Annotated in this window: 20 protein-coding genes; 14 read left to right on the top strand and 6 right to left on the bottom strand. The window is 60.6% G+C overall.

Going from position 1 to position 25,513, the window contains the following annotated elements; translation table 11 throughout:
• The first annotated feature begins 47 nt into the window (after positions 1-47).
• The 10 genes from K0P33_RS19690 (at position 48) to K0P33_RS19645 (ending at position 10,230) form a co-directional block, all read left to right on the top strand.
• Positions 48-1,244 (top strand): SfnB family sulfur acquisition oxidoreductase, encoded by a 1,197-nt coding sequence (locus K0P33_RS19690; RefSeq protein ID WP_242150665.1) that lies wholly within the window; start codon positions 48-50, stop codon positions 1,242-1,244.
• A 12-nt stretch (positions 1,245-1,256) separates the two neighbouring features.
• A complete protein-coding gene (locus tag K0P33_RS19685; protein WP_094953127.1) occupies positions 1,257-1,583 on the top strand; it encodes an acyl-CoA dehydrogenase in 327 nt (108 codons plus the stop codon).
• Entirely contained in the window at positions 1,583-2,962 is a 1,380-nt protein-coding gene (locus tag K0P33_RS19680; protein WP_242150663.1) for an LLM class flavin-dependent oxidoreductase, read from the top strand. Before K0P33_RS19685 ends, K0P33_RS19680 begins: the two co-directional genes overlap by 1 nt.
• Before the next feature lie 122 nt (positions 2,963-3,084).
• On the top strand, positions 3,085-3,987 hold the full coding sequence (locus K0P33_RS19675; protein ID WP_242150661.1) for an acyl-CoA synthetase: 903 nt from the start codon (positions 3,085-3,087) through the stop codon (positions 3,985-3,987).
• Positions 3,984-4,754, top strand: coding sequence for an ABC transporter ATP-binding protein (locus tag K0P33_RS19670; protein WP_094953123.1), 771 nt, complete (start codon positions 3,984-3,986; stop codon positions 4,752-4,754). Before K0P33_RS19675 ends, K0P33_RS19670 begins: the two co-directional genes overlap by 4 nt.
• Positions 4,754-5,635 carry a branched-chain amino acid ABC transporter permease gene (locus K0P33_RS19665; RefSeq protein WP_145164041.1) on the top strand — a complete coding sequence of 294 codons (882 nt, stop codon included), beginning with the start codon at positions 4,754-4,756 and terminating at the stop codon, positions 5,633-5,635. Before K0P33_RS19670 ends, K0P33_RS19665 begins: the two co-directional genes overlap by 1 nt.
• Positions 5,636-5,639: 4 nt before the next feature.
• Positions 5,640-6,689: a branched-chain amino acid ABC transporter permease gene (locus K0P33_RS19660; protein ID WP_242150659.1), complete on the top strand. Its 1,050-nt coding sequence runs from the start codon at positions 5,640-5,642 to the stop codon at positions 6,687-6,689.
• Between the two features lie 22 nt (positions 6,690-6,711).
• Positions 6,712-8,052 (top strand): ABC transporter substrate-binding protein, encoded by a 1,341-nt coding sequence (locus K0P33_RS19655; protein WP_094953118.1) that lies wholly within the window; start codon positions 6,712-6,714, stop codon positions 8,050-8,052.
• A 3-nt stretch (positions 8,053-8,055) separates the two neighbouring features.
• Positions 8,056-8,823: an ABC transporter ATP-binding protein gene (locus K0P33_RS19650; RefSeq protein ID WP_242150656.1), complete on the top strand. Its 768-nt coding sequence runs from the start codon at positions 8,056-8,058 to the stop codon at positions 8,821-8,823.
• A 12-nt stretch (positions 8,824-8,835) separates the two neighbouring features.
• Positions 8,836-10,230, top strand: coding sequence for an FAD/NAD(P)-binding protein (locus tag K0P33_RS19645; protein ID WP_242150653.1), 1,395 nt, complete (start codon positions 8,836-8,838; stop codon positions 10,228-10,230).
• 60 nt (positions 10,231-10,290) lie between these two features.
• Here the strand turns inward: K0P33_RS19645 and K0P33_RS19640 are convergent, their stop codons facing one another.
• The 4 genes from K0P33_RS19640 to K0P33_RS19625 are packed head-to-tail and all read right to left on the bottom strand — an operon-like array spanning position 10,291 to position 14,902.
• Positions 10,291-11,541 (bottom strand): HlyD family efflux transporter periplasmic adaptor subunit, encoded by a 1,251-nt coding sequence (locus K0P33_RS19640; RefSeq protein ID WP_242150651.1) that lies wholly within the window; start codon positions 11,539-11,541, stop codon positions 10,291-10,293.
• Entirely contained in the window at positions 11,531-13,009 is a 1,479-nt protein-coding gene (locus K0P33_RS19635; protein ID WP_094953110.1) for a TolC family protein, read from the bottom strand. The genes K0P33_RS19640 and K0P33_RS19635 overlap by 11 nt, the downstream gene beginning before the upstream one ends.
• Positions 13,002-14,201: an ABC transporter permease gene (locus tag K0P33_RS19630; RefSeq protein WP_242150648.1), complete on the bottom strand. Its 1,200-nt coding sequence runs from the start codon at positions 14,199-14,201 to the stop codon at positions 13,002-13,004. Before K0P33_RS19630 ends, K0P33_RS19635 begins: the two co-directional genes overlap by 8 nt.
• Entirely contained in the window at positions 14,198-14,902 is a 705-nt protein-coding gene (locus K0P33_RS19625; protein WP_094953106.1) for an ABC transporter ATP-binding protein, read from the bottom strand. Before K0P33_RS19625 ends, K0P33_RS19630 begins: the two co-directional genes overlap by 4 nt.
• 360 nt (positions 14,903-15,262) lie before the next feature.
• On the opposite strand from K0P33_RS19625, the gene K0P33_RS19620 reads away from it, so the two are divergent.
• The 3 genes from K0P33_RS19620 to K0P33_RS19610 all read left to right on the top strand — a co-directional run bounded on the left by K0P33_RS19620 (position 15,263) and on the right by K0P33_RS19610 (position 21,353).
• Entirely contained in the window at positions 15,263-16,015 is a 753-nt protein-coding gene (locus tag K0P33_RS19620; protein ID WP_094953104.1) for a TetR/AcrR family transcriptional regulator, read from the top strand.
• Between the two features lie 286 nt (positions 16,016-16,301).
• Positions 16,302-18,692, top strand: a complete 2,391-nt coding sequence (locus K0P33_RS19615; protein WP_242150646.1) for a hypothetical protein — start codon at positions 16,302-16,304, stop codon at positions 18,690-18,692.
• Between the two features lie 378 nt (positions 18,693-19,070).
• Positions 19,071-21,353 carry a hypothetical protein gene (locus K0P33_RS19610; RefSeq protein WP_242150642.1) on the top strand — a complete coding sequence of 761 codons (2,283 nt, stop codon included), beginning with the start codon at positions 19,071-19,073 and terminating at the stop codon, positions 21,351-21,353.
• Between the two features lie 316 nt (positions 21,354-21,669).
• On the opposite strand, the gene K0P33_RS19605 is transcribed toward K0P33_RS19610, so the two are convergent.
• Together K0P33_RS19605 and K0P33_RS19600 are read right to left on the bottom strand one after the other, a co-directional pair.
• Positions 21,670-22,731 (bottom strand): FUSC family protein, encoded by a 1,062-nt coding sequence (locus K0P33_RS19605; RefSeq protein ID WP_094950587.1) that lies wholly within the window; start codon positions 22,729-22,731, stop codon positions 21,670-21,672.
• Between the two features lie 123 nt (positions 22,732-22,854).
• Complete coding sequence (locus tag K0P33_RS19600; protein ID WP_094950588.1) at positions 22,855-24,471, bottom strand: NADP-dependent glyceraldehyde-3-phosphate dehydrogenase; 1,617 nt, start codon at positions 24,469-24,471, stop codon at positions 22,855-22,857.
• A gap of 148 nt (positions 24,472-24,619) precedes the next feature.
• Between K0P33_RS19600 and K0P33_RS19595 the strand changes: the two genes are divergently transcribed.
• Entirely contained in the window at positions 24,620-25,483 is an 864-nt protein-coding gene (locus K0P33_RS19595; protein WP_094950589.1) for a Dyp-type peroxidase, read from the top strand.
• The last annotated feature ends 30 nt before the right edge of the window (positions 25,484-25,513 follow it).

Genomic DNA, 25,513 nt, shown 5'->3' with positions numbered 1-25,513 from the left:
GACTCCTGCAAACACTCCAGTATCCCCTCGGAGCCTGGAGTCGGCCCATGTCAGCCCACCCTCAACACCCTGCCCATATCATCCGCTCGGATGCCGAAGCCATTGAGGTCGCCACGCGCTTGGCCGCCCGCTTCGCCATCGACGCCAGCGTGCGCGACCGCGAGCGGCGCCTGCCCGTGGACGAACTCGAGGCGTTCTCTGCCAGCGGCCTGTGGGGCATCACCATTCCCAAGGCCTACGGCGGCGCCGAGGTGTCCTATGTGACGGTGGCAGAGGTGATCAAATTGATCTCCGCCGCCGATCCCTCACTGGGGCAAATCCCGCAAAACCACCTTGGCGTCGTCGACATCCTGCTGCAAACCGCCAGCGAGGAACAAAAGCTGCACTACTTCGGCAAGGTCTTGGCGGGTTACCGCTTCGGCAATGCCTTCTCCGAAGCCAAGAGCAAAAACGTCGGCACTTTCGATACCCAGATTCGTTTTGACGGCGACACCGCACAAATCAACGGCGAGAAGTTCTACTGCACCGGCGCGTTGTTCGCGCATATCGTGCCCACCGTCGGCAATAACGAAAACGATCAGGCTTTTATTGCCTTCGTCGAGCGTGATGCGCCAGGCCTCACTGTGATTGATAGCTGGGATGGCTTCGGCCAGCGCACCACCGCCAGCGGTGGCGTGACCCTCGACGGCGTGACCGTGCCCCGCACGGCGGTGATTCCGGCCCACCTGGCCTTTGACCAACCCACCGCCAATGGCCCGATTTCGCAGATTATCCAGGCGGCGGTCGACACCGGCATCGCCCTTGGCGCGCTGGAGCAGGCAAAGATCTACGCGCGTCAGGCCCGCCCATGGATCGACAGCCAGCAGGAACACGGCTGGCAAGACCCGTTCACCATCGCCGCTATCGGCGATCTGCAATGGCGTGTGCACGGCACCGAAGCCATCCTCGCCAAGGCCGGCAAGGCGGTCGACCTCGCCTTGGCCGAACCGAATGAAGACACGGTGGCTCACGCTTCGCTGGTCGTTGCCCAGGCCAAAGTCTTATCGGCCGAAACTGCCTTGCTCGCCAGCAGCAAGCTCTTCGAACTGGCCGGCACGCGCTCGGTGACCGGCAAGCACAACCTCGACCGCTTCTGGCGCAACGCGCGCACCCACACCCTGCACGACCCGGCCCGCTGGAAATACCACCTGATCGGCAACTTCGTGCTCAACGGCGTGAAGCCCGCGCGCCACGCCTGGAACTGAGGAGCCTGCCCCATGACTGCACTGAATCAAGCTCGCCAACTGCTGGAAGACACTCGCCGCACGGTTGAGAAAAGCGACGACCCCTACGTGATCAGCCGTTTCGGCGATTGGCAGATCCGTGTCGATGTGGCCGCCGCCTTGCTGGAGCGCGCCGACACTCACCCAAGCCCCGTCGCCTCTACCGAAGCGCAAATCGCTGCCGCCGAAGCGCTGATCTTCGCCAGCAACACCGAGTTCGAACTCACCGGCCAACGCACCGCGCTGCCGCCCAGCCTTGATGATCCGTTGCGCTGGAAATACCAGATTGTCGGCAACTACCACCTCAACGGAGTGCTTTGATGTCCCGTGAAATCCGCTTGAATGCCTTCGACATGAACTGCGTCGGCCACCAGTCTCCGGGCCTGTGGGCGCACCCGCGTGACCGTTCGTGGCAGTACAAAGACCTCGAATACTGGACCGACCTGGCGAAAATCCTCGAGCGCGGCAAGTTCGACGGCCTGTTTATCGCCGACGTGCTGGGCATCTATGACGTGTACAACGGCAACGGTGACGCGGCGATTCGCCAGGCCGCGCAGGTGCCGGTCAACGATCCGTTGTCATTGATCGCGCCGATGGCGTTGGTCACCGAACACCTGGGGTTCGGCCTGACCGCCTCGTTGTCGTTCGAGCATCCGTATCCGTTCGCCCGCAGGCTTTCAACCCTCGACCACCTGACCAAGGGCCGCGTCGGCTGGAACATCGTCACCTCGTATCTGGAAAGCGGCGCGAAGAACCTCGGCCAGAAAGCCCAAACCGAACACGACGCGCGCTACGACTACGCTGAGGAATACTTGGAGGTTTGCTACAAGCTCTGGGAAGGCAGCTGGGAAGAGGGCGCGGTAGTGCGTGATCGCGAACGCCGAATTTTCAGCGACCCGAGCAAAATCCACGAGATCCGCCATGTCGGCAAACACTTCCAGGTGCCCGGCATTCATTTGTGCGAACCCTCGCCACAGCGCACGCCGGTGCTCTACCAGGCGGGAGCGTCCAACCGTGGCAAGCAGTTTGCCGCCGAGCAAGCCGAGTGCGTGTTCGTCGCTGCGCCGTCCAAGGTGCTGCTGAAAAAGACCGTGGCCGATATCCGCCGCCGCGCGGCCGACGCTGGGCGTGACCCGAAGAAAATCCTCATCTTCAACTTGCAGACCGTGATCGTCGGCGAGACCGACGCGAAGGCCAAGGCCAAGTTTGAGGAATACAAATCCTACGTCAGCTATGAAGGCGCGATGGCGTTGATCTCCGGCTGGACCGGGATCGACTTCAGCCAGTTCAAACCGGATGAGCCGCTCAAGCACGTGCACACCAACGCCATTCAATCGGCAGTGGAAGCCTTCTCTACGGCCGACCCAAACAAGGTCTGGACGCCGAACGAGCTGGCCGACTGGGTCGGTATCGGCGGCTTTGGCCCACTGTTCGTCGGCGGCCCTGAGACGGTAGCGGACCTGTTGCAGGAATGGGTCGAAGAGACCGACGTGGACGGCTTCAACCTGGCCTATGCACTGACCCACGAAACCTTCATCGACGCCGTCGACCTGCTGGTGCCGGAGCTGCAAAAGCGCGGCGTGTACAAGACCGAATACGCCCCGGGCACCTTGCGCGAGAAGCTGTTCGGCGACGGCGCGCGGCTGGGGGCGAACCACCCGGGCGCCGGTTATCGCGACCTCAAGGCCACCACCCTCTAACTGAAACACCTTGCTCAATGTGGGAGCAGGCAAGCCAGCTCCCACAGTTGATCGGTATTGATCCAAATAACTCAGCCAGCGGACCACCGCACGCTTAACCACCCAATAGGAGCATTACCCCTATGAGCGTGCACGAACTCAAACGTCCGCTGGCCCTGGAATGGCCCGCCGAGCTGCTTGGCAATCTGCCCAAGGCCCTGGAACAACTGCACCACTGGGCGCAGATCACCCCGCTGCACACCGCCTTGCGCCATAAGCGCCAGGGCCAGTGGTGCGCCTGGCGCTGGATCGACACCTTGCGCGATGTCGAGCGCCTGGCAGATGGCTTGCGTCAGCAGGGCTTCAACGAGCAATCGCGGTTGGCCCTCAGCGGCGCTTTCGAGCCGAACCTGTTGCTGTTGGCCTTGGCCGCTCAGTCCATCGGCGGGCAGGTACTGACCCTGGCCGATAACCTTGAGCCCGAGGTGCTGTACCAACAGCTGTGGCGCATTCGCCCCACCCATTCTTATGCGCAGGGCCGCCAGCAAGTGCGGCACTGGCAGTCCGCCAACCCGGTGGATTTCGCCCAACTGCTCGGCCCCGTAGACCCGGCGCAGCACCTGCATCGCTGGTGGCAACCCAGCGCTGAAACCGCGTTGTGGAGCGAGGAGGGCACCCATTGGCAAGGCGGGTTGGCGGTGGTGCTGGAACAGTGGCTGAACAGCGGCCACGGCCTGGCCTTTCCCGAAAGCTCTGGCTCGGCCCGGCGTGATCGCAGTGAAGTTGCGCCGACGGGCTTGCTGCTGTCGCCCGAGCGTTTGCAGCACCTGGCCGACGACATCGAAAGCCGCCTCGCACCCCACGGCACGTGGCGCCGACGCCTGTGCGACTGGGCCATCGCCCACCCGCAAAGCGGCCTGCGCCAGTTGCTGAAAAACCGCGTGCGCAGGCTGCTCGGCTTTCAGCGCCTGTCGTATATCTGGCAACCGCTCAAATCCACGGCCGAGCCGGTGTGGCTGGCTGAATTAAAACGGGACATCGCATGAGCCAGGCCATTCTCCAGGTGCGAGATATTTCGCTGTCGTTCAAAGGCGTCAAGGCCATCAATGCGTTGTCGTTTGACGTGCAGCGCGGCGAAATCTGCGCGTTGATCGGGCCAAATGGTGCGGGCAAGAGCTCGTTACTCAATGTGCTCAACGGCGTGTATCGCTTTGATGCCGGCGAGATCGTGTTTGAGCAACACCACTTCCACCGCATCGACCCGTTGGGCGCCGCGCGCCGAGGCATCGGCCGCACGTTCCAGAACAACGCGCTGTTCAAGAAGATGAGCGTGCTCGACAACATCCTCACCGGCCTGTCGCGGCATATGCGCAGCACCTTTATCGAACAGGCCCTAGGCTTGCCCCGCGCCCGGCGTGAGGCTGGAGCTTTCCGCCTGCGCGCCCAAGGCATCCTCGAATTCCTCGAGCTGCAAGCCCATCGCGACGTGCTGGTGGGCAACCTGTCCTATGGCCTGCAAAAGCGTGTGGAGCTGGGCCGGGCGTTGATTGCAGGCCCCAGTCTGTTGCTGCTCGACGAGCCCATGGCCGGGATGAATGCCGAGGAAAAGCAGGAAATGGCGCGCTTCGTCGCCGACGTGAACCGCGACCTCGGCACCACCGTGGTGTTGATCGAACACGACATGGGTGTGGTCATGAGCCTGTCCGACCACGTGGTGGTGCTCGATTACGGGCGCAAGGTCGGCGATGGCACGCCGGCCGAGGTACAGGCCAACCCCGAGGTGATCGCAGCCTACCTGGGCGTGGTGCACTGATGACCTTCTTCTTTGAAACCCTGCTCGGCGGCCTGCTCGCCGGCACCCTGTACTCGCTGGTCGCCATCGGCTTCGTGCTGATCTACAAGGCCAGCGGCGTGTTCAACTTCGCCCAGGGCTCGATGCTGCTGTTCGCCGCGCTGACCTTTGTCAGCCTGCATGACCAAGGCGTGCCGTTCGCCCTGGCGCTGCTGCTGACGGTGATCGTGATGATCGTCGGCGCCTTGCTCATCGAACGGCTGGTGTTGCGCCCGCTGGTCAACCGTTCGCAGATCACCCTGTTCATGGCTACCTTGGGCCTGTCGTTCATTATCGAAGGCCTGGCCCAAGGCTTGATGGGCTCGCAGGTGCGCGCGCTGGATTTGGGCATCGACGACGTGCCGCTGTTTGTCGGGCCGCTGATGCTCAGCCAGTTCGACCTGATCGCCGCAGCGGCTGCGGTGGTGCTGGTCACGGTGTTGGCGCTGCTGTTCAACAAGACCCGCATCGGCGTGTCGTTGCGCGCGGTGGCGGATGACACCACGGCGGCGCTGTCCATCGGCATCAACCTCAACCGCATCTGGCAGATCGTCTGGGCCGTGGCCGGTGTGGTCGGGCTGGTGGCGGGGCTGTTGTGGGGCGCGCGCCAGGGTGTGCAGTTTTCGCTGTCGCTGGTGGTGCTCAAGGCCTTGCCGGTATTGATCATCGGTGGCTTTACCTCGATTGGTGGGGCGATTGTCGGCGGGCTGATTGTCGGCGCGGCGGAGAACCTCGCCGAGGTGTATATCGGCCCGTTGATCGGCGGCGGTATCACGCCGTGGTTCGCTTACGTATTGGCCCTGGCCTTCCTGTATATCCGTCCCGCCGGCCTGTTCGGCGAGCGCGCCATCGAGCGAGTCTGAAGCCATGTCGATTCCCGTTGCTCAAGAAACCGCGCCGTTAGTGTTGATCCAGCGGCGCGTGCCGTGGGGCCTGCTTGGCCTGTTGGCGCTGGCTTTTATCGTGGTGCCGCTGTGGGGCAATGACTATTGGCTCAACGCGATTCTGATCCCGTTCCTAGTGCTGTCCCTGGCTGGGTTGGGCCTTAACCTGTTGACCGGCTACACCGGGCAAACCTCGGTGGGCGCGGCGGGTTTCATGGCCGTCGGCGCGTTTGCCACCTACGGCTTTCTGTTGCGTCTGCCGGAGTTGGGTTTGCCGGTGGCGCTGCTCGGTGGGGGCATTATCAGCGCACTGGTGGGGCTGTTGTTCGGTTTGCCCAGCTCGCGAATCAAGGGTTTCTACCTGATGGTCACCACGTTGGCGGCGCAATTCTTCCTGGAGTGGCTGTTCGTCAAATTTCCCTGGTTCTACAACTACGGCTCCTCGGGGACCATTTCCGCGCCAAAACTGGCGCTGTTCGGGCATGACCTCAACACGCCGTTGGGGCGCTACTTGCTGACCCTGATCACGGTGCTGTTGTTGACCTGGACCGCCGTGAATCTGGTGCGCAGCCAGGTCGGGCGCAACTGGATGGCGATCCGCGACATGGACACCGCCGCCGCCGTGGTCGGCATCCCAGTGGTGCGCTACAAGCGCCTGGCGTTCGCTATCAGCTCGTTCTATTTAGGCATTGCCGGCGCGCTGTGGGCCTTCGCCTACCTGGGCACGGCCAGCGCCAGCAGCTTTGATATCAACCGCTCGTTCCAGATCCTGTTCATCATCATTATCGGCGGCATGGGCAGCATCGCCGGCAACTTTGTCGGCGCGGCCTTCATCAGTTTGCTGCCGATTTTTCTCAGCCATGCAGGCCAGGCGTTGCTCGGTGGCTCGGTGGATGCGGGGCAGTTGCAGAACCTGCAGAAAATCATCTTTGGCGTGCTGATCATCGTGTTCCTGATCAAGGAACCCGAGGGGTTGATTCGCCTGTTGCACAACCTGCGTGACCGTCTGCGGCAGTGGCCGCTGCGCTTCTAACATTCCCTCAAGAGAATCCAACATGCGTGCAACCTTGAAACGTTCCCTGGTCGGCGCCGCCTTCGCGCTGGCCGCATTGGCGGGCGCTGTGCCTCAGGCGATGGCCTCGCCCGACCAGCAATTCATTCCCCTGGCCACCTACCGTGTGGGCGCGTACGCGTCCAGCGGCGTGCAGGTGTGGGCCGGGATGATCGACTACCTGCGTTACATCAACGAGGTCGAAGGCGGCATCAATGGGGTGAAACTGGTGTGGCAGGAGTGCGAGACCGAGTGGACGGCGGAGAAGGGCATCGAGTGCTACGAGCGCTTCAAGAATGGCCTGGATGGCGCGCCGGTCGCGGTGTATCAACCCAATGGCGCGCCGGCGGCGTACGCGCTGAGTGAGCGTGCCGAGGTGGACAAGATCCCGCTGATCACCCTCGGTTACGGCCGCACCGAGGCCACCGACGGCACGGTGTTCCCGTATAACTTTCCGGTGATGCTGACCTTCTACAGCGAAGCCTCGACCTTGGTGAACTACATCGCCCAGCGCGAAGGTGGCTTCGACAAACTCAAGGGCAAGAAGATCGCCACGGTTTATCACGACTCGGCCTATGGTCGCGAAACCCTCGGCCCGCTGAAGTTGCTGGCGGAGAAATACGGCTTTGAAAATATCCAGATTCCAGTGGCCGACCCGGGCAACGAGCAGTCGGCGCAATGGCGTCAGGTGCGCCAGGCGAATCCGGACTGGGTGTTCCTGCGCACCTGGGGCGTATCCACGCCCGTGGCGGTGAAAACCGCCGCACGCTTTGGCTTCCCGGTCGACCATATCATCGGCGATATCTGGGCCAGCTCCAGCGAAGACGTACTGCCCGCCGGCGCTTCCGCCAAAGGTTATCTGGCGCTGACGCCTTACCCGGCAGGCAGCGATTTTGAGATCCACAAACGCCTCAAGCAATACATCCTCGACAAGGGCCACAGCGACCTCAAGGACCTGAAAAACTTCGGCAGCGTCTACTACAACTCAGGCCTGGTGAATGCCGCCGTGGCCGTGGAAGCGATCCGCACCGGCCAGGCCAAATTCGGCAAGCGCCCACTCAACGGCGAAGAAGGCCGCTGGGGCCTGGAACACTTGAACATCGACGACGCTCGATTGAAGGGCATGGGTTACCTGGGCCTGATGCAGAACCTCAAGCTGTCGTGCCGCGACCATGAAGGCGGCGGCTCGGCGCGGGTGCAGCAGTGGGACGGCGCCAACTGGACGCTGATCAGCGACTGGATCGCCGCCGACCGCGCGCTATTGCGCCCGCTGATCGATGAGAAGTCCGCCGCGTTTGCCAAGGAAAAAGGCCTGACGCCACGCACCTGCACCGGGGATGAATAAACCATGAGCCAGCTCGCCGCTGAACCTGCGCAGCCGTCGCTGCTGACGGTCAATGATATTGAAGTCATCTACGACGGCGCGATCCTGGCGGTGGCCGGGGTGTCCTTGAGCGTGCCCAAGGGCGCCATCGTCGCCTTGCTCGGCGCCAATGGCGCGGGCAAGAGCACCACGCTCAAGGCAATCTCGGGGTTGGTGCGGGCCGAACGCGCCGAGGTCAGCCGGGGTGTGATCGAGTATGCGGGCCGCGACCTGGCCGGCATCGACCCCAGCCAGCGCGTGCGCCAGGGCATGGTCCACGTGCTGGAAGGCCGGCATGTCTTCGGCCAACTGAGCGTGGAAGACAACCTGCGCAGTGGCGGCTTTGTGCGGCGCCTGAGCCGCAAGGACCTGGAGCACGACCTGGAACGCATCTACTCCTGGTTCCCGCGGCTCAAGACCAAACGCCAGACCCGCGCCGGGCTGACCTCCGGCGGCGAGCAGCAGATGGTCGCCATCGGCCGCGCGTTGATGACCCGCCCTACGTTGGTGCTGCTCGACGAGCCCTCCATGGGGTTGGCGCCGATGATCGTGCAGGAGATTTTCGAGATCATCGCGCAGCTCAACCGCGAGCAGCAGGTGAGCTTCCTGATCGCCGAGCAGAACATCAACGTCGCGCTTAGCTATGCGTCCCAGGGTTACGTGCTGGATACTGGGCGCGTGGTCTTGAGCGGCAGCGCCGCTGAGTTGCTGGCGCGCGGCGATTTGCATGATATTTATCTGGGTAAACAGTAAGGGCGAACGTGCATGACTGAATCCATCCGCGACGCTGATGTGTTGATCATCGGCGGCGGCCTGAGCGGCACGCTGCTCGCCGTGCAACTGCTGCGCCTGCCCGGGCAGCGTCGCATCCTGGTAATCGAGCCCCGCGCCGAGCTGGGCCGTGGCGAGGCCTACAGTGCGGTCGAGCTGGGCCACACCTTGAACGGCAATGCCGCGCGCATGAGTGTCGACCCGGACAATGCCGATGACCTGACCCAGTGGCTCACTGACTACATCGGCGCCGGCGGTTGGCCGGAATCGGATCAGCAGCACGTACCGATCCGCGAACTGTTCCCGCCGCGCGGGATTTTTGGGCTGTACGCGCAGCAGCGGCTGGCCGAAGCCCGGGCGCTGTCAGCCTCCACTGTCGAGCATGTGTGTGGCGAAGGGGTCGACCTGCAAGTGGATGAGACGTCCACCTTGCTCACGCTCGATAACGGCCAGCAACTGCGCGGCGCCTATGCGGTATTGGCCACCGGCATGTTCCCGGCGGCACGTACGCCGCAGACTGAGTCCAGCGGATTGAACGCTGCGGCGGTGGACCCGTGGGATGTGCAGGCGATGACCCAGATCGACCCGCAATCGGCGGTGTTGATCATCGGTTCCGGGCTGACCATGGTGGACGCCGTGGTGTCGCTGGAGCAGGCGGGCCATCGTGGGCCGATCGAGGTGTTCTCGCGCCATGGTCTGCTGCCCCATGTACGCCGCCAGCCCCCGAGCTGGGAAGATTTTCTGGCTGCCGACCATAGTCTGCGCAGCCCGAGGCAACTGCTGCGCGAGGTACGCCGCCAGTGCCGGATTGCGCAGGCCCAGGGCATCGATTGGCAGGCGCCGCTGGACACCGTGCGTGCGCATATCGGCCGTTTGTGGAGCCAGGCCAGCGAAGGCGAGAAACGTCAGTTCGTGCGCCATGTACGGCCGTGGTGGGAAAGCCATCACCACCGTTCACCGCCATTGAGCGCGCAGCTGGTGGCGCGCTTGCAGGGGGAAGGGCGGTTGCGGATTCAGGCGGCGTCGTTCAAGGGCTTGGTGGGTTCGCCGGATGGCGTAACCATCCATTTACGGCGTCGGGGTGAACAGGTTGTGACCGAGGTGTCAGGGGCGGCGTTGATCAACTCCAGCGGCATTGAATACGACTGGCGTCGCGTGGCCCGGGTATTGCCGCAGCAATTGCTAAAGCGCGGGTTGATCCAGCCTGGGCCGCTGGCGTTGGGGGTTGCGGCGGATGTGTCGGGGGCGGTGGTGGATGCTGAAGGCAATGTCAGCGGGCGCCTGTTCGCCATGGGGCCGCCGTTGCGGGGGATGTGGTGGGAGAGCACGGCGGTGACCGACGTGGCGATTCAGGCTAAGGCATTGGCTGCCAAACTCACTTCAATCTAAATGTGGGAGCAGGCCAGCCAGCTCCCACATTGTTGATCTCCACTGATTTTGAGGAGGGGTTCAGCCCCCGGCTTTTACGAAACCCGGTTTGAGCCCAAACACTTCAACGCCTTGGGCGGTCGATTGCCCGGTGGTTACCTTCACCCGTTCCACCGGCAGGTCCATTGCCGGGCGATACTCCACGGTCATGTCATCGCGGTTGATCGCTTGGCTTGGGATCACAATCGCCTGTTCATTGTTGTAAGTGACGATGGTCAGCCGCGCACTCATCCCCAGTCGTACCCGTTGCAACTGCTGGGGCGTGAGCTTGGGAATCGACAACGTCACCGGAAACTGCGCGCTGCCCTGGCTGTCGCTGGCAATCGCCAGGCCACTGACCACGCTGACGGAACCGGTCAGGCGCTCGCCGTCGAAGCCATCGCCCATCACTTCCACCGCCTGGCCCTGGTGCAGTTGGTTGATGTCCAGCTCCGACACCTTGGCGACGATTTTCAGCCGTTCGATATTCGCCAGGCCAAACAGCACCTGGCCTTGGCTGACCTTACTGCCGGCCTGTACCGGCGCGTTGTTGTTGCCACCGCCCTGGGGCGAACTGTTGTTGCCGGGCGCGGGCACCACGATGCCGGAGAACGGCGCCTTGACCTCCTTGCCGTCGAGCAGCTTGTGCAGGGCGTCGTATTTCACCGTGGCATTGGTCAGTTCCATATCGGCGATCTGTTTATATTCGCCACGGCCTTGATCCTGCGCCTGCTGCAGGTCGCTGCGGGCAGAGGCGAGGTCCAGCTGTTGCTGCTGAGTCTGCTGTTTGAGGTCGTCCAACTCGTTACGCGGGATGATGCCGCGCTTGAACAGGTTTTCGCTCTCGGTGAGTTTGCGCTGGGTGTTGCCGGCGGTCATTTCCGCGGTGCGCAGGCTGCGGCGCGCGCGGCTGACGGCGGGGCTGCTGTCCCAGTCCTGCATCTCCTGTACGGTGCGCCGCGCCTTGAGTTGGGCGGACAGTGCGTCACGCAGTTGTACTTCGAGGGTGGCCGGGTCCATGCGCAACAGCACCTGGCCGGCTTCGACGCGTTGGCCTTGCTCCACCAGGTTGGCGAGCACGTTGCCGTCGAACGGCGCTGTGAGGGTGATGGTGGTGTCGGGTTCGATTTTGCCTACCAGACCGATCTGGTGCACCAGCGGGTCGGGTTTTACCGCCAGCCACTGTGCGGCGCTCGCAACGGGCGTGTCGGCGGGGGTGTACAGGGCAATCCCCGCGCCCGCCAGCAGCACGGTCAACACAGCACCCAGCAGGCGTTTTTTATTAGTAGTCATTGAGGGCGATTTCCCAACTTTCCAGCGTCATGCCCAGCGTCAAGTCGAGCTGGGTCTGGGCGTTCAAATAAGCGATCAGCGCGTTGAGCTGCGCGTTTTCGGCGTTGCGCAGGTCGGTCTCGAAACTCAGCACCTGGAAGTTGGTGGAGCGCCCGGCGCTGAGTTTTTCCCGCTCGATCTCGATCTTGCGCCGTGACAATCCCACCGCACGCTGGGCGATTTCATATTGGCGCCAGCGCGTGCCAAGGTCGCGCACCACGTCGTTGACGTTGCGTTCCAATTCCTGGCGGGCGTCGGTGATACGGATCTCCTGATCCTCCACATTGACCCGCGCGCGCACTTCGGCCTGGCGCGTGCTGATGTCGCCAATAGGGATCTGCACCTGCACCCCGGCGTAGCTGTTCCAGGTACGGTTATTGGTGTTGCCATTGTCGTTGTTGTAGGCGTCGCGTATCTGGTTGGCACCGGCCACCAGGTCCACCTGCCAGCGCCCGGAATCCTTGGCGATCACCAGGTTCAGGTCGGCCTGCTGGCTGCCGAGCAGGGCGGCAAGGTATTCCGGTTGCTGGGTTTGCGCCAGGTTGAAGGCCTGGCGTTTGTCGATGGTCATCGGCTGGGCCTCCAGGGCTTCGCTGGCGCGGATCGGCGTCGACAGGTCCAAGGCCAGCAGGCGCAGCAGGGCGAGGCGGCTCGTATCAAGCTGGTTCTGGGCTTCTTCCACACCGAGTTGCTGGGTGGCAATGTCGGCTTCGGTCTGCACGATTTCAAACTCGGCCATGCGCCCGGCGCTGATCAAGGCTCTGTTCACCTCGAGCAAAGTGCCGGAGCGCTTGAGGGCGTCCTGGACGATGCTCAATTGCTCCTGGGCACGCAGCAGTTCGCGATAGGTGGCGATGATCTGGCTGATGGTCTGCGCCACCGTGGCCTTGAGGTTCAGGCGGTTGGCTTGCTCAGACAGGCGTGACAGGCGCAGCGGCGCGGTGGTGGCGTCCCAGCCTGCGCCACGCATCAGCGGCTGGATGAGGGCCAGGTCCAGGCCGTCGCTACGGTAGCGGCCGGCGCGGTCGGCGGTGTTCAGTTGCTGGGTCCAGGCCATGCTCAGCCGGGTGCCGTACTCGCCGAGCAAGGTCGCATTCGGCGCCAGGCTGGCGTTGCGCGCATTGTCGGCCGAGCCACGGCTGTTGCGGTAATAACTGTTGAGGGTGAGCTTGGGGTTGAACGTGTCTTCGGCCACGCGCAGGTCGAACTTCTGCGCCACCCGTTGCAGGTAGGCGCTGCGGATTGCTGGGTTGTTGCGCAAGCCCAGGTACACCGCGTCACCCAGGGTCATCGTGGTCACCTGGGCGTTCAACGACACCCCTCGGTCGTAACCGCTGCGAGTGGTGCTGGCAGCTGAAGGGTTGATCACCACGTCGGCGGCCGTGCCGGGCAGGCTGACCAGCGCGAGCAGCCATAGCCATTTATTCATCACGCAAGGCCTCCACCGGCTGCAGCCGCGAGGCCGACACCGCCGGATAGATGCCAAAGAACAAGCCCACCAGCAACGTGCTGCCCACGCCCAAGGGCAGGGCGGCGGCGGCCAGGGAAAAGACCCAGCCCGACAGCCAGGCGTAGAGCCAGGCGGCGGTCATGCCCAGCACGGCGCCGAAGAGCGCACCGACGGCCGTCAGGGTGACCGCCTCCAGCAGGAACAGGTTGCGAATGTCCCGTTGGCGTGCGCCCAGGGCCATGCGGATGCCGATTTCACGGCGGCGCTCCGAGACATTCATCAGCATCACGTTCATCACGCCGACACCGCCGCCCACCAGCGAGATGGCGCCCAGGGCCAGCAACAAATAGGCGAATGTGCGGCTTTGGCGGGTCATGCCATCGATCATTTGCTGGGGCACCTGGATGTCGACATCGTGGTCGGTGAGCTGGCTTTTCAGGGCGCTGGCGGCGTCGCGGGCGATGCGTTCCATGTCCTGGCCCGGCGCGGCGCGGATGATCACGTTGCCGATTTGCGGGGTCGGGTAGATGCGGCGCATGCCTTCGGCGGGGATGAACAGCGATTCGTTGGCTTGCACCGGCATCAGCATGGCCCGGGGTTGGTTGTGCAGGATGCCCACCACCAGGAACAGGTAGTCGTTGATGCGGATGCGATCCCCCAGTTTCAGCGGGTCGCCCGGTGTACTCAGGGCCTGGGCGACTTGGTCGCCAATCACGCCGTAGGTTTCGCCGGCGTCGAAACTCGATAAAAAACGCCCCTCGCGCACGGCCAGGCGCATGGCATCCTTGATATCCTGCGTAGTGCCGACAAAGTTGGCGTTGACGGTGCGGCCGTGAAACACGACGGGGCCGCCGAACACGCTGAGCGCGCCGATATGGGCAATGCCCGGTATTGCCTGGCGCACCGCCTCGAGGTCGAGGCTGGCGCGCATTGGTGCGCTGCTGTTGCCTTTGGGTGGGAACTGGGCGACCAAGGTGTCGGTGCCCATGTCCTTGAAAATCATCGCCGCATCCACGGAAGCGTTATGGCCGATATTGATCAGCGCCACCACCGATGAACTGCCGATCACAATGCCCAGCAGCGCCAGGACCGAACGTTTGCCAAGGGTACGCAGGCTCACAAACGCCTCGTGCAGCAGTTGGCTCAAGCTTTGTTCGACCCGCAGGCTCATAGGCGCCCGGCCTCATGCACCACGCCATTGCGCACCAGGATCTTGCGTTCCAGGCGCTCGGCGATATGCGCGTCATGGGTGACGATAATCAGCGTTACCTGCTGCTCGCGGTTGAGGGCCAGGAGCAAGTCCATGATCTCTTGGGCGGTGGTGCTGTCGAGGTTGCCGGTGGGTTCGTCGGCGAGAATCACCGAAGGCTTGCCGACCAACGCGCGTGCAATCGCCACGCGTTGACGCTGGCCGCCGGAGAGATCAGCCGGGCGGTGGTGGGCGCGCTCGGCCAGGCCGACTTGCTCAAGCATGCGCAACGCCTGCTCCACTGATTCATGGCGCGACACGCCGCGGTAACTCAGGGGTAGGGCGACGTTGTCCAGGGCACTGAGGCGCGGCAGCAGGTTGAAACTCTGGAACACGAAGCCGATTTGCTGGTTGCGAATCGCCGCCAGCTCATCCGGGCTGGCGCTGAAAATATCGTGGCCGGCAAAGTGGTACTGGCCGCAGTTGGGCAAGTCCAGCAAGCCGAGGATATTGAGCAGGGTACTTTTGCCGGAGCCGGAGGCGCCGAGAATGCCGCAGCTGTCACCGCTGGCAATCGACAGGCACACATCATTAAGAATGGACAGGTGCTGCCCGGCGAGCTGATAGCTTTTGCCGATGCCTTGCAGGGAGATCAAGCCTGGGTGCGCGGAGATGTCTGTCATCGTGACTACGCCTGCAGTCTTGACGGTACCGCTTGCCCCCGGTAAATGGTTGTAACAAGTTTGGGAGTTGCCTGGTACGCGTCACGGACTGGTTTTATTTCTTGTTTTTAAAATATTGTTTGAATAGTAACCGTGTTCCATGCGCTTCGCCAGCCACGGATGTAGAGCGGTTTTACCCTTTGAAACGAATTCTCAGTCAAGCGGATCGGGCAGGTCCCATTGCCCTCGGCTAGTCTCAGAGGGCCCGGTTACACGGGCTTTTAGATGCATACTGCAGTGGCAGTACTTGCTTTCGAAGGGCTGCCCCGGTATAAAAAATCAAATTATTTTTTAAAACAATATTTCCCCCGTGGAACTCCTATGGTCGCGAAGAAACTCAGCGCTCCAAACGTTACCAAGACTCGACTGCTGGATGCGACAGAGGCTCTCTTCATCAAATACGGTTATGACGCCGTTCTGCTCCGGCAGATTACCGAGCGTGCCCAGGTGAACCTGGCCGCTGTGAACTATCACTTCGGGGACAAGGACTCCCTGATGAAAACCTTGCTGATGCAGCGTCTGGAGCCGCTCAACGAGCAGCGCCTGGAACTGCTGGCGCGCTGTGAAGCCGAATCCAGCGGCCCTCTCGACTGCGATACCTTGCTCGGTGTGTTGTTCGCGCCGGCCATGGGTCTGGAGCGCAGTGACCCGGCCAGTGGGGAAGGGCGTTCATTCATTCGGTTCCTGGGCCGGGTTTATAGCGACACCTCGCCGTTTATCCAGGAATACCTCAAGGTGCATTACCAGCCGGTCTTCCAGCGTTTCTTCGAAGCCTTCGCCCTGGCCCTGCCGGACCTGCCCCGCAATGAGCTGGGCGTGCGCCTGCAATTTGCCCTCAAGGCGATTTCCGGGGTGATGGCGGGGACTGAGCTGCGCCTGCTGATGAACTCCATGAGCTTGGGCCGCCCGGCGACGGACGCCGAGGTGATGGCCAAGTTGATTACCCTGGTCTCGGCAGCGATTCGCGTGCCGCAGCAAAGCCCCGAAGCTGAAACCGCGCTGGCCAAGGTGCTCGATACCCAGCGCGCCATTCGTGAACAAGCCGCAACGCCCGCCACAAAAGCGGCGCGATAACTCACAAAACAAAAAAAAGCCCGCTGGGGCGGCGGGCTTGATGTACAACATTTGTAACGGATGAGGCTTCACCCTACGTCTCTGGATGTGAAGAAATCGTGAAAAAAATGTAAGAAAAAGACTGGGTAACGGCAGATTCATGATCGCTGCGTTGTCTGTCAGATTCTTGCGTATATCTACCACTCGTCGCCACTGTCAATTTTGACAGTAGATTCGGTTAATACCCCAAGTGCCTCATTCACCTTGCCCGTCTCGCGGTTCCCGCGCGCCCTAAGCCAGCAAGGTAATGATGATGACGACTCCAACCGGCTCAACCGTTGACATATCCCTGGATCCACCCACCGCGACCTTCGGCATCCAGCTTGATAAAACCGACCCGCCAGATAAGCTCGATTACCCTGAAAAAGCTAAATGGGCCTTGGGTCTGCGCGCCAGCGACCCTTATGCCGAGTTCTCCTCCGAGGCTTGGTTCGCTGACACCATCGGTGACGAATTCTACCTGTACGGTAATGGCAAAGAGTTGAGCAAGGGCAGCATTACCACCAAGGCACCGCGTTACTTCTTGAACGTCCTCCTGAACAACCTCCTCCCGACCAGCCTGCAGGAGGGTTTAGTCGATGTTTACTGGGAAGTGGTGCGCAAGGCTAGCGGTCAGAGAAGTCGTTCGACTACCGAGAAGTATCTGGTCAAGAAAACCCGCCCTGCCGGCATAGACCGTAGGCCGGACATCTTCGGGCACGATGGATTGCGCGTGGTGGCTGAAGGTTTTTCGGCAGACGCGGATATTGATGCAAGCACAGCAGCAAACGGAATGTGGGCCCTGGTTGATAAGTATCAGAACGCCCGTGAGAACGACGAAATTTTCGTCTATTTGGACGGTATCGCCACCAAACGCCGTTTGAGCGCCGCAGAGGCCGCCGGGGCGGGTCCGTATCGAGTGTTTATTCCGTCGGCGGTTTTCCAGAGGATCAGTCAATCCGGCACCGTAGCGCTCATTTGCACCGTGATAGATGTGGCCGGAAACATCCCGGAGGGGAACGATAAGTTTTCGCCGCCCTACCTATTGAGCAGCAACCTGGACCCCACGCTGTTTGATCCACCGTTGTTTTATGTCAATGGCCTTGAGTCAACGCTGTTGGACCTGGGCACCCAAAGTAATCTCCCACTCAGCGTGCTGGCGATACCGCCACGCTCGGTAGCGATCGCCAGCCCACCCAACCAGATCGTTGTGATGCTGACCCTGATCAAGGCTGACGGTACGCAAACGATCAAGCGCTTGGCGCCGTTTTCCCACACGCAAAGGGCCGGCAATCAAACGCCGGTGCCCAATGAGTATTTCAAGGAGGAAGGGTTTGTTCGCATGTCGTTCGAGCTGTTCACCCCAACAGGGGCATTGCTTGGACGCTCGGGCAGTAGCACGGTGCGGATGGTGGGCACGCCGGCTTTGAGGCTCACTGCGCCATCCTTCAACAACCGGCCTGGGCCTCAGACTATCGCCCCGAATGATTACGCGGGTGGTGCCATTGTGGCAGTGGCGTACCAGGGTATGACCCCTGCACACGCCATCAACCTTAAATGGACCTTTGCCAATGGCACTTTCGCCAGCATTCCTGCGCAGGCCGGGGTGATCGGTGGGCTTGTGTTCTTCGCTATCAGTTCGTCAATTATTGCCCAGAGCGCGGGCCAAGTTATCCGGTTAAATTACGAAGTGACGTCGGGGCTGAAAAGAACCGGCTCAGATTTTCAGGTACTGACGTTTCAAGCACAGGCCGGTGGGGTTGCCGCCACTGTCGCTGTAGGGGTAGGGCCACACGCAATTAGTATTACCAACGACGGGCTGCGGGCTTTTGTAACCTGTCGGGATAGCAATTCGATTTCGGTGATTGATATCAAGACGCGTAGCGTCATCAACACCATTTTTGGAGTACCGATGGCTTTCGATTCGGTGTTGAGTCCAGATAATAAGCGTTTGTATGTCAGCAATTTTGGTAGCCGCAGCTACACGGTCATCGATACCTCGACCTACCAGACGATTATGACCGTTCAGATCGCAGGCGGTGACGATGTTTCGGGGCTCGCGATGAGTGCCGATGGCTTGCGCTTGTTCGTAGCGTGCACCAGAAACGCACTGGTATCTGTGCATGATACGGCAACGGGTACAAGTATTAACCGTATCGCCGTGACGCGTGACCCGGTCGCTATGGCGATCAATCGTGAGCAAACACAGGTTTTCATCTCCTCCTATTTGGAGGTGGGTATCGTTAATGCCAGCGGCCGCAGCGGCCTTGTGGGAAGAATTCCAGGCACTAATAGACCCGTACAGATGGTGTTTGGCCCGGACAGTGGCGCGGCCAGCCGCGTCTATGTCACTGACGTTGATAATATCCTCGTTATTGATCCCGATAAAAACGTCGTTATCAAGAAGATACCGGGTGTTCGTTACGCTTGGGGCGCTGCGCTCAATCCGAATGCGCGAGAGCTCTGGGTGGGGTCGGTGGGCCCTGGAGGTTTAGCGGCTTACCGTGATTCGGTGTTCGTTATCAATGTTGATACGGACCAAATCATCAGACGTCTCACGGGCTTCGAAAACGCTGCAAGCATTGCTTTCGTGCCCAATACCAGACTCGCGCTGATCGCCAATCAAGCATCGAATACAGTGAGTTTTATTCCGACTTGAGGTACTTGGTCACTTCAGTAAACGCATGTGACCATGCAATGGGGCAGCTCTACTTAACGGTAGGCGGCCCTTTTTTATTACCCTATCTTCCAATGGCTCGACGTCTTCGCCAACCGCTGACGTATCGCTTGATCGCGGCCCACTGACCACTCGTCGCCACTGTCAATTCTGACAGTAGATTCGGTTAATACCCCAAGCGCTTCATTCACCTTGCCCATCGCGCGGTTCCCGCGCGCCCTGAACCAGCAAGGTAATGATGATGACGACTCCAACCGGCTCAACCGTTGACATATCCCTGGATCCACCCACCGCGACCTTCGGCATCCAGCTTGATAAAACCGACCCGCCAGATAAGCTCGATTACCCTGAAAAAGCAAAATGGGCCTTGGGGCTACGCGCCAGCAACCTTATGCCGAGTTCTCCTCCGAGGCCTGGTTCGCTGACACCATCGGTGACGAATTCTACCTGTACGGTAATGGCAAAGAGTTGAGCAAGGGCAGCATTACCACCAAGGCACCGCGTTACTTCTTGAACGTCCTCCTGAACAACCTCCTCCCGACCAGCCTGCAGGAGGGTTTAGTCGATGTTTACTGGGAAGTGGTGCGCAAGGCTAGCGGTCAGAGAAGTCGTTCGACTACCGAGAAGTATCTGGTCAAGAAAACCCGCCCTGCCGGCATAGACCGTAGGCCGGACATCTTCGGGCACGATGGATTGCGCGTAGTGGCTGAAGGTTTTTCGGCAGACGCGGATATTGATGCAAGCACAGCAGCAAACGGAATGTGGGCCCTGGTTGATAAGTATCAGAACGCCCGTGAGAACGACGAAATTTTCGTCTATTTGGACGGTATCGCCACCAAACGCCGTTTGAGCGCCGCAGAGGCCGCCGGGGCGGGGCCGTATCGGGTGTTTATTCCGTCGGCGGTTTTCCAGAGGATCAGTCAATCGGGCACCGTAGCGCTCATTTGCACCGTGATAGATGTGGCCGGAAACATCCCGGAGGGGAACGATAAGTTTTCGCCGCCCTACCTATTGAGCAGCAACCTGGACCCCGCGCTGTTTGATCCACCGTTGTTTTATGTCAATGGCCTTGAGTCAACGCTGTTGGACCTGGGCACCCAAAGTAATCTCCCTCTCAGCGTGCTGGCGACACCGCCACGCTCGGTAGCGATCGCCAGCCCACCCAACCAGATCGTTGTGACGCTGACCCTGATCAAGGCTGACGGTACACAAACGAGCAAGCGCTTGCCGCCGTTTTCCCACACGCAAAGGGCCGGCAATCAAACGCCGGTGCCCAATGAGTATTTCAAAGAGGAAGGGTTTGTTCGCATGTCGTTCGAGCTGTTCACCCCAACAGGGGCATTGCTTGGGCGCTCGGGCAGCAGCACGGTGCGGGTGGTGGGCACGCCCGTATTGACGTATCCGGCGCCGGCCTTCGACAACAAGCCAGGGCCGCAGACGATCACGCTGCAGAACTATCTCAATGGCGCCGCTGTGGCGGTGGCGTACCGCAGCATGTCCCCTGCCGATGTAATCCGCCTCAACTGGAGCATTCCAAATGGCAACGTCGTCAACATTGCGCCCCAGACCGGGACAACCGGTGGAACAGTGTTCTTCCCCATCAGTGCGCAAATCCTCGCCCAGAGCGCGGGCCAAACTATCAAGTTAAGTTACCAGGTGACAGTGGGGGGCAAAACACCGACGTCAGAGACTCAGGAACTGACGGTGCAAACTGCCAGTGTCGCCGACTATCCGAGGGCGCTTATTAATGGGATTGCTGACGGTGGGACGCTGGAATTGAGCTACCTCGTGGGCGATGCGTACATCGCAATAACCAAGTGGCCTCTCAGTGTTGCTGGACAAACAATCACGATAACGCTGAACAGTGAGGGCGTCGTGCCGTTGACCGTACGCAGCGACTATAGGATCTTGGAATCCGAGGCACTGAACGGACTGGCGAATATAGCGGTATCAAGAAGTTGGTTAAACAGCGTGCCCCACGGCAACAAAATAATCATCACGTGTTCGATCAACACTAACGGCCAGACTATTGCATTTCCACAGACGACGTACCTGTTGTTGTCACCCTTGCGAATAGACAGTTCACTCGTCATGTTGTCTGGGCAAAGCATACTCTCGGGCATTAATCTGATTAATGATTTCCCTGGTAATACCATTACCAGGCTACCAGAAGGGGGGCGCCGCCCTTACACCTTCTCGGCTATAGGGGATCGGGTAACAGTTGATGCAAATACTGGAAAAATCACAGGTTTGCGTAGCGGCTCAGCGGTTATCACGGTCACTGATGCAAATCGAAACAGCGTAAATTATACGGTGAACGTATCGAACTGCTGGATGCTGCATTTAGTGGGATGGGGCAATGCAAAAGATGGCCAAGCCAACTTTGTTATTAATCGGAATGCGCTGATAGGCGGCGGATTTCCAAGCGCACGTGAACTGACCGAAACCGACTGGGGGTTGCTGTACCACGCTTTTGGAAAAATTCCAATTTCAGTCGGCCCTCAGGCCACAACCTATTTTTGGACCACGGCAGTCGTCAATGGAGGAGGTGTATCAATGGCGTATAACCAGTTTAATGGAACTCGCACACTGATTTCGGTGAACACACCTGGACAGAGCTCCTTGTTCCTTAGCGCTGTTTAATTTCTCAAAACGCCTGTGCGGTAATACGCTTGAACTCAGTGAGACAACGCTATCGTAAACATAGCGTTGTCTCGCTTTCTTGCGTCAAACAGTCACCATTGGCACGCGTGCGCAGGCCCAGGCCTATGAACCAATACATTACCTATTATCTTTTTGAGGAACAGATCGATCCGACGATACGGTCTAATCCTTTTACGTCTTTCAGGTCAGCATAGAAACTCTGCGCAGTCGCTATATAGGTCCTGCTTGAAGCCACTGTAAGGAGTACTGAGTCTGGACAGTTCTACTCAACCGTAGACTGTTCTTTTTCCCTAACTCAAATCTTCCAATGGCTCGACGTTTTTGCCAACCGCTGACGCATGGCGTCGACGTTGCTCGCCAACTGCAACGTCAATAACCGATACCCATCCAGTGCACTCTGTACCGGCGCCTCCAACCCGGCTTCATCCGAGACCTGCGCGGCCGGTCGATCCAGCCGGTCGGTAAACCCCAACTTCAATGCCCGCGCCATCCCCACCAGATGCACCCGAATCTGCCGATGCTCGGCCTTCAACATCACCTGCATGCGCGCCATCGCCTGTTCATCGCGTGGATCGGGCCGAGTATTGCCGAGAATCTCCAGGGTGCTGATGCACATGCGCAAGTGTCGCTGGATGGCGTCCAACTCGGTCATGGAGATGCGCACTTCCTTGGACACCGACGGCATCAACGAGCGCAGTTGCAGCATCGCTGCATTCAGGCGGTTGAGCAGCTTGAAGTGCTCATCATCGGTGACCGACTGGCCGCTGATGATCCGGCTGTAAATCTCGGCACAGTCGCGCAATGCACTGGCCAGGTTGTAGCGCCACGAGTACACCGCGTACAGCGGCAGGGCGAAGGAGAACGCCAGCGCCAACACAATGCCGATCAGGATGTCCACGGTGCGCCACAAGCCATCCGAGATCGGGTTATCGCCGTGGCCGGCGACAATAAACACCGTGATCGCTGACAGCAGCGCGATATAACCGCCCTTGCCGATGGCGTGATAGGAAAAGAACCCGCACACCACCGACATCAACAAGTAGGTCAGCAACGGCTGGCCGAAATAGGCCTGTTGCACCACCAGCAGCAAGCCGACGCTGGCGCCGATCAAGGTGCCATAGGCGCGCTCCACGGCTTTTTTGCCGATGTTGCCGTGGTGTTGCAAGCCGCCGATCACGATCAGCATGGTCACCGAAGCCCACTCACCGTGGGGCAGGTTAATGCCGGTGGTAAGCAGTATCGTCGCCAACAAACCGATGGACACGCGTACGGCGTGGATCAGCTTGGCATGGCGATAGCGCCGGTAGGGGTCGAGCAAGGGGCGCAACAGGCGCCGGGCGAAGAAGGGCAGGTTCATCGGTAGTTAAGTGGCCTCGGTAGTCAGGGCGAACGCGGTCTAAATTGTGGGAGCCGGGCTTGTGTGGGCGCTGGCTTGCCTGCTCCCACACAAGACTGCTTTCACTCAGGAATTGAGGTGTTCTTAGAAAATGTAGTCAGTGGTCAAAAAGCTCGAATCACGGTTGCGCAAGATATCGCTGACCAGCGCCTTGTTGCTCTCTTGGAACTTGGTCGCCACCAGGGTGCGGATCGAGAACACGCGCAACGCGTCATGGACCGACAGCGTACCCTCGGCCGAGTTCTTGCGGCCGTTGAAGGGGAACGTGTCCGGCCCGCGCTGGCATTGGGCGTTGATGTTGATACGGCCGACCTGGTTGGCAAACACATCCACCAGCCGCCCGACTTCCACGGCGTTGGTGCCGAAAATGCTCAGTTGCTGGCCGAAATCCGAGTCCAGCACATAGTCGATCACCGTCTCCAGGTTACGGTAAGGCACGATCGGCACCACCGGGCCAAACTGCTCCTCGTGGTACACGCGCATTTGCGGGTTCACCGGGTACAGCACTGCCGGGTAGAAGAACGAACCACGGCTGATGCCGCCGTTGGCATTCACCACTTGGGCGCCGTGCTGCGCCGCATCGCCCACCAGCGCGTTGAGGTAATCGACCTTGCCCACTTCCGGCAGTGGCGTCAGCGACACGCCGTCTTCCCACGGCATGCCAGGCTTTAACGTCGCAAGCTTGGTGTTGAATTTTTCGATAAAGCTGTCGACCACGTCTTCATGTACAAACAGGATTTTCAGTGCGGTGCAGCGCTGGCCGTTGAACGACAGGGAACCGGTGACGGCCTCGTTGACCGCATTGTCCAGGTCCACCTGGGGCAGCACGATGCCAGGGTTCTTCGCATCCAGGCCCAATGCCGCGCGCAAACGGTGCGGTTTGGGGTGCAGTTTTTTCAGGTCGCTGGCGGCCTTGTTGGTGCCGATAAACGCGAAAATATCAATCTTGCCGCTGGCCATCAGCGCGCTGACGGTTTCGCGGCCACTGCCGTAGATCACGTTGATCACCCCGGCCGGGAAGCTGTCGCGGAACGCCTCCAGCAGCGGGCGAATCAGCAACACGCCGAGCTTGGCCGGCTTGAACACCACGGTGTTGCCCATGATCAGCGCCGGGATCAGCGTGGTGAAGGTCTCGTTCAGCGGGTAGTTATAAGGCCCCATGCACAGCGCCACGCCCAGCGGTACGCGGCGGATTTGCCCGAGGGTGTCCTGTTCCAGCTCGAAGCGGCTGCTGCGGCGGTCGAGCTCTTTGAGCGCATTGATGGTGTCGGTGATGTAGTCGCAAGTGCGGTCGAACTCTTTCTGCGAGTCTTTGAGGTTCTTGCCGATCTCCCACATCAGCAGCTTGACCACCGCATCACGCTGTTCGCGCATGCGCCGCAAGAAGGCTTCCACATGCTGGATACGTTCAGCCACGCGCATCGTCGGCCATTCGCCCTGGCCACGGTCATAGGCGCGCACGGCGGCGTCGAGGGCGGTGAGGGCGGTGTCGGCGTCCAGCAACGGCGTGCTGCCAATATGCACGCGCTCATCGCCCAGTTGCACCGGGCTCAGCACCTGAGCCAACGGCCCGTTCCACACCTGCAACTGGCCGTCGACCAAGTAATCACGCTGTTCAATGGGCGCTGCGAGGCGAAATTGCTCGGGAATATCGTTGGCGGAAGTCGGAAACAACTGAGCGAGCAGGTTACTGGTGGTCATGTCGCTACCCCTGGAATAGTTGCAAAACATGACTAGAGAGTCGCCCAACAACCGGCTCTATGGCAAGGCTTGTGCGCTTTCTTGTACGCGCCGCTGTGTGTGTCACGCTCGTCGGAGTAAACTGCGCGGCTTTTCAGAAGGAGTTCACATGAGTCAGTACCAGCCGGGCATTCTTGCCGCACCGGTGCCGTTGCAGGCACGCCATCTGTTTTTTGCCGTGGATAGCCTGGCAGCCGTGCCCGCCGCATTGGACGCGCTGGTGCAGCTGGCGGATTCGGCCGCGGTGGTCGGTTTTGGTGAGCCGCTGGTAACCGCCTTGGGTGCAAAGGTTGAAGGCTTGCGCGCATTCCCGGCCGTCAGCGGCCCGGGCGCGCATAACCCCTCGACCCAGCAGGCGCTGTGGGTGTGGCTGCATGGCGTGGATCGTGGTGAGCTGCTGTTGCGTAGCCGCACCTTTGAAAAAGCCTTGGCCCCGGCGTTTCGCCTGGTGCAGATGACCGAAGGCTTCCGTTACAAGACCGGTTTCGATTTGACCGACTACGAAGACGGCACCGAAAACCCCCACGACGATGCAGCGGTTGAAGCCGCGATGACCGACAGTGGCGCCAGTTTTGCCGCGATCCAGCAATGGCAGCACGACCTCGACGGTTTTGCCGCGTTGCCTGCGCAAGAGCGCGACCACATCATCGGCCGCCGCCATGGTGATAACGAAGAGTTGCAAGACGCACCCGAGTCCGCCCACACCAAACGCACGGCCCAGGAAAGCTTCACCCCGGAAGCCTTCGTGGTGCGCCGCTCGATGCCTTGGGCCGAGAACGGTCAGGCGGGGTTGATGTTCCTTGCCTTTGGTCATTCCTTTGATGCGTTTGAAGCGCAACTGCGGCGCATGAGCGGGTTGGAGGATGGGATTGTGGATGGGTTGTATCGCATCAGCACGCCGTTGACCGGGGGTTATTACTGGTGCCCGCCGCTCAAGGATGGGCATCTGGACCTGAGTGCAATCTGCGTTTAGGCGCACATCTGAAACTGTGGGAGAGGGCTT

Source organism: Pseudomonas sp. ArH3a, from assembly GCF_022648765.1.
GTDB lineage: Bacteria > Pseudomonadota > Gammaproteobacteria > Pseudomonadales > Pseudomonadaceae > Aquipseudomonas.
Note: the sequence above shows the minus strand (reverse complement) of the source record. Positions and strands in the feature narration are given on the sequence as shown.

Coding starts and splice junctions, on each gene's coding strand:
- K0P33_RS19690 (WP_242150665.1), top strand. CDS start 48: ATGTCAGCCCACCCTCAACACCCTGCCCATATCATCCGCTCGGATGCC.
- K0P33_RS19685 (WP_094953127.1), top strand. CDS start 1,257: ATGACTGCACTGAATCAAGCTCGCCAACTGCTGGAAGACACTCGCCGC.
- K0P33_RS19680 (WP_242150663.1), top strand. CDS start 1,583: ATGTCCCGTGAAATCCGCTTGAATGCCTTCGACATGAACTGCGTCGGC.
- K0P33_RS19675 (WP_242150661.1), top strand. CDS start 3,085: ATGAGCGTGCACGAACTCAAACGTCCGCTGGCCCTGGAATGGCCCGCC.
- K0P33_RS19670 (WP_094953123.1), top strand. CDS start 3,984: ATGAGCCAGGCCATTCTCCAGGTGCGAGATATTTCGCTGTCGTTCAAA.
- K0P33_RS19665 (WP_145164041.1), top strand. CDS start 4,754: ATGACCTTCTTCTTTGAAACCCTGCTCGGCGGCCTGCTCGCCGGCACC.
- K0P33_RS19660 (WP_242150659.1), top strand. CDS start 5,640: ATGTCGATTCCCGTTGCTCAAGAAACCGCGCCGTTAGTGTTGATCCAG.
- K0P33_RS19655 (WP_094953118.1), top strand. CDS start 6,712: ATGCGTGCAACCTTGAAACGTTCCCTGGTCGGCGCCGCCTTCGCGCTG.
- K0P33_RS19650 (WP_242150656.1), top strand. CDS start 8,056: ATGAGCCAGCTCGCCGCTGAACCTGCGCAGCCGTCGCTGCTGACGGTC.
- K0P33_RS19645 (WP_242150653.1), top strand. CDS start 8,836: ATGACTGAATCCATCCGCGACGCTGATGTGTTGATCATCGGCGGCGGC.
- K0P33_RS19640 (WP_242150651.1), bottom strand. CDS start 11,541: ATGACTACTAATAAAAAACGCCTGCTGGGTGCTGTGTTGACCGTGCTG.
- K0P33_RS19635 (WP_094953110.1), bottom strand. CDS start 13,009: ATGAATAAATGGCTATGGCTGCTCGCGCTGGTCAGCCTGCCCGGCACG.
- K0P33_RS19630 (WP_242150648.1), bottom strand. CDS start 14,201: ATGAGCCTGCGGGTCGAACAAAGCTTGAGCCAACTGCTGCACGAGGCG.
- K0P33_RS19625 (WP_094953106.1), bottom strand. CDS start 14,902: ATGACAGACATCTCCGCGCACCCAGGCTTGATCTCCCTGCAAGGCATC.
- K0P33_RS19620 (WP_094953104.1), top strand. CDS start 15,263: ATGGTCGCGAAGAAACTCAGCGCTCCAAACGTTACCAAGACTCGACTG.
- K0P33_RS19615 (WP_242150646.1), top strand. CDS start 16,302: ATGATGATGACGACTCCAACCGGCTCAACCGTTGACATATCCCTGGAT.
- K0P33_RS19610 (WP_242150642.1), top strand. CDS start 19,071: ATGGGCCTTGGGGCTACGCGCCAGCAACCTTATGCCGAGTTCTCCTCC.
- K0P33_RS19605 (WP_094950587.1), bottom strand. CDS start 22,731: ATGAACCTGCCCTTCTTCGCCCGGCGCCTGTTGCGCCCCTTGCTCGAC.
- K0P33_RS19600 (WP_094950588.1), bottom strand. CDS start 24,471: ATGACCACCAGTAACCTGCTCGCTCAGTTGTTTCCGACTTCCGCCAAC.
- K0P33_RS19595 (WP_094950589.1), top strand. CDS start 24,620: ATGAGTCAGTACCAGCCGGGCATTCTTGCCGCACCGGTGCCGTTGCAG.